The organism is Actinoplanes sp. NPDC089786, from assembly GCF_040684855.1.
Taxonomy (GTDB): Bacteria; Actinomycetota; Actinomycetes; order Mycobacteriales; family Micromonosporaceae; genus Actinoplanes.
The window spans coordinates 1-2943 of the sequence record NZ_JBFBGU010000062.1 but is presented as its reverse complement, the minus strand read 5'-3'; the positions used below and the strand labels follow the sequence as shown (position 1 = coordinate 2943).

Here is a 2943-nt window from a genome sequence, read left to right as displayed (position 1 = left end):
CTCCCTAGACCATCCAGTGCTCTACCTCCGGCAAGAAACACACGACGCTGCACCTAAATGCATTTCGGGGAGAACCAGCTATCACGGAGTTTGATTGGCCTTTCACCCCTAACCACAGGTCATCCCCCAACTTTTCAACGTTGGTGGGTTCGGTCCTCCACGCAGTCTTACCCACGCTTCAACCTGCCCATGGCTAGATCACCCCGCTTCGGGTCTAGAACACGCGACTAAAAACGCCCTATTAAGACTCGCTTTCGCTACGGCTACCCCACCCGGGTTAACCTCGCCACGTGCCACTAACTCGCAGGCTCATTCTTCAAAAGGCACGCCATCACCCCAACAAGGAGGCTCTGACGGATTGTAGGCGAACGGTTTCAGGTACTATTTCACTCCCCTCCCGGGGTACTTTTCACCATTCCCTCACGGTACTCGTCCGCTATCGGTCATCGGGAAGTATTCAGCCTTACCAGGTGGTCCTGGCAGATTCACAGCAGATTACAGGAGTCCGCTGCTACTCGAGAACACCACAAAGAGGTCCAGAATTTTCGCTTACGGGGCTCTCACCCTCTACGGCCGGCTTTCCCACACCGTTCAACTAACCCAGGACTTTATAACTCTTCACCACACTGTCAGATGCGATAAGTGGGTCTCACAACCCCGACTGTGCAACCCCTGACAGGTATCACACACAACCGGTTTAGGCTAGATCCGCTTTCGCTCGCCACTACTCACGGAATCACTGTTGTTTTCTCTTCCTACGGGTACTGAGATGTTTCACTTCCCCGCGTTCCCCCCAACCACCCTATGAATTCAGGTGGCGGTAACAGCACATGACTGCTGCTAGGTTTCCCCATTCGGACACCCTGGGATCACAGCTAGGTTGACAGCTCCCCCAGGCCTATCGCGGCCTCCCACGTCCTTCATCGGCTCCCGATGCCAAGGCATCCACCGTTCGCCCTTGACAACTTAAACACCTACAGAAAACAAGATGCTCGCGTCCACTGTGCAATTCTCAACCAACAACCAACCCACAACCACCACGCCCAACACCAAACCCCAACCCGAAAGCCGAGCGGTATGAAGGACCAGGTCATGCCTGGAAAGAGTTCTGAAACAACAACCCCCGGGAGAAACCCTCACCGGGCGCCGGCTCTGTGGCCGGCCTGGTTGTTCCTTCAGGACCCAACAGGGTGCTCATCATCAGTCGCAGCCGCATCCCACCGCGTTCCACACCTACCGAAGCAGGCGGTACTAACTGAACTGGGACCGTTGCCGGTCATGACTGGCCAGTGTCTCCGCCTATGAGCACCCCAACCCCACACAGATGGGGGTTGCGGGCTACTGACCACCTTTCGGCGGTGAGTTGCTCCTTAGAAAGGAGGTGATCCAGCCGCACCTTCCGGTACGGCTACCTTGTTACGACTTCGTCCCAATCGCCAGCCCCACCTTCGACGGCTCCCTCCCTTACGGGTTAGGCCACCGGCTTCGGGTGTTGCCGACTTTCGTGACGTGACGGGCGGTGTGTACAAGGCCCGGGAACGTATTCACCGCAGCGTTGCTGATCTGCGATTACTAGCGACTCCGACTTCACGGGGTCGAGTTGCAGACCCCGATCCGAACTGAGACCGGCTTTTTGGGATTCGCTCCACCTCACGGCATCGCAACCCTTTGTACCGGCCATTGTAGCATGCGTGAAGCCCTGGACATAAGGGGCATGATGACTTGACGTCATCCCCACCTTCCTCCGAGTTGACCCCGGCAGTCTTCGATGAGTCCCCGCCATAACGCGCTGGCAACATCGAACGAGGGTTGCGCTCGTTGCGGGACTTAACCCAACATCTCACGACACGAGCTGACGACAGCCATGCACCACCTGTCACCGGCCCCGAAGGACCCCACATCTCTGCGAGTTTTCCGGCGATGTCAAACCCAGGTAAGGTTCTTCGCGTTGCATCGAATTAATCCGCATGCTCCGCCGCTTGTGCGGGCCCCCGTCAATTCCTTTGAGTTTTAGCCTTGCGGCCGTACTCCCCAGGCGGGGCGCTTAATGCGTTAGCTGCGGCACAGAGAACCGGAGAGGCCCCCCACACCTAGCGCCCAACGTTTACAGCGTGGACTACCAGGGTATCTAATCCTGTTCGCTCCCCACGCTTTCGCTCCTCAGCGTCAGTATTGGCCCAGAGACCCGCCTTCGCCACCGGTGTTCCTCCTGATATCTGCGCATTTCACCGCTACACCAGGAATTCCAGTCTCCCCTACCAAACTCTAGCCTGCCCGTATCGACTGCAAGCCCGCGGTTGAGCCGCGGGTTTTCACAGTCGACGCGACAAGCCGCCTACGAGCTCTTTACGCCCAATAAATCCGGACAACGCTCGCGCCCTACGTCTTACCGCGGCTGCTGGCACGTAGTTGGCCGGCGCTTCTTCTGCAGGTACCGTCACTCTCGCTTCGTCCCTGCTGAAAGAGGTTTACAACCCGAAAGCCGTCATCCCTCACGCGGCGTCGCTGCATCAGGCTTCCGCCCATTGTGCAATATTCCCCACTGCTGCCTCCCGTAGGAGTCTGGGCCGTGTCTCAGTCCCAGTGTGGCCGGTCGCCCTCTCAGGCCGGCTACCCGTCGTCGCCTTGGTAGGCCATCACCCCACCAACAAGCTGATAGGCCGCGAGCCCATCCCAGACCGAAAAACTTTCCACCAACCCCCATGCAGGAGAAGGTAATATCCGGTATTAGCCCCCGTTTCCGAGGGTTATCCCAAAGTCCAGGGCAGGTTACTCACGTGTTACTCACCCGTTCGCCGCTCGAGTACCCCGAAGGGCCTTTCCGCTCGACTTGCATGTGTTAAGCACGCCGCCAGCGTTCGTCCTGAGCCAGGATCAAACTCTCCAACAAAATCTAGAGATATTTCAAATCCCAGCAACAAACAATCTTGTTGCCAAAGGAAT

At 57.5% G+C, this 2943-nt stretch carries 2 rRNA genes (1 of these 2 only partly in view); both read right to left on the bottom strand.

Annotated features, from left to right (window positions below):
* A 23S ribosomal RNA gene (locus AB0O15_RS47745) occupies positions 1-972 on the bottom strand; it reaches 2244 nt to the left of the window's first position.
* Positions 973-1374: 402 nt separating this feature from the next.
* Positions 1375-2890: ribosomal RNA gene (locus tag AB0O15_RS47740) — 16S ribosomal RNA — on the bottom strand.
* The 16S and 23S rRNA genes sit together here, the layout of an rRNA operon.
* Positions 2891-2943 lie beyond the last annotated feature (53 nt).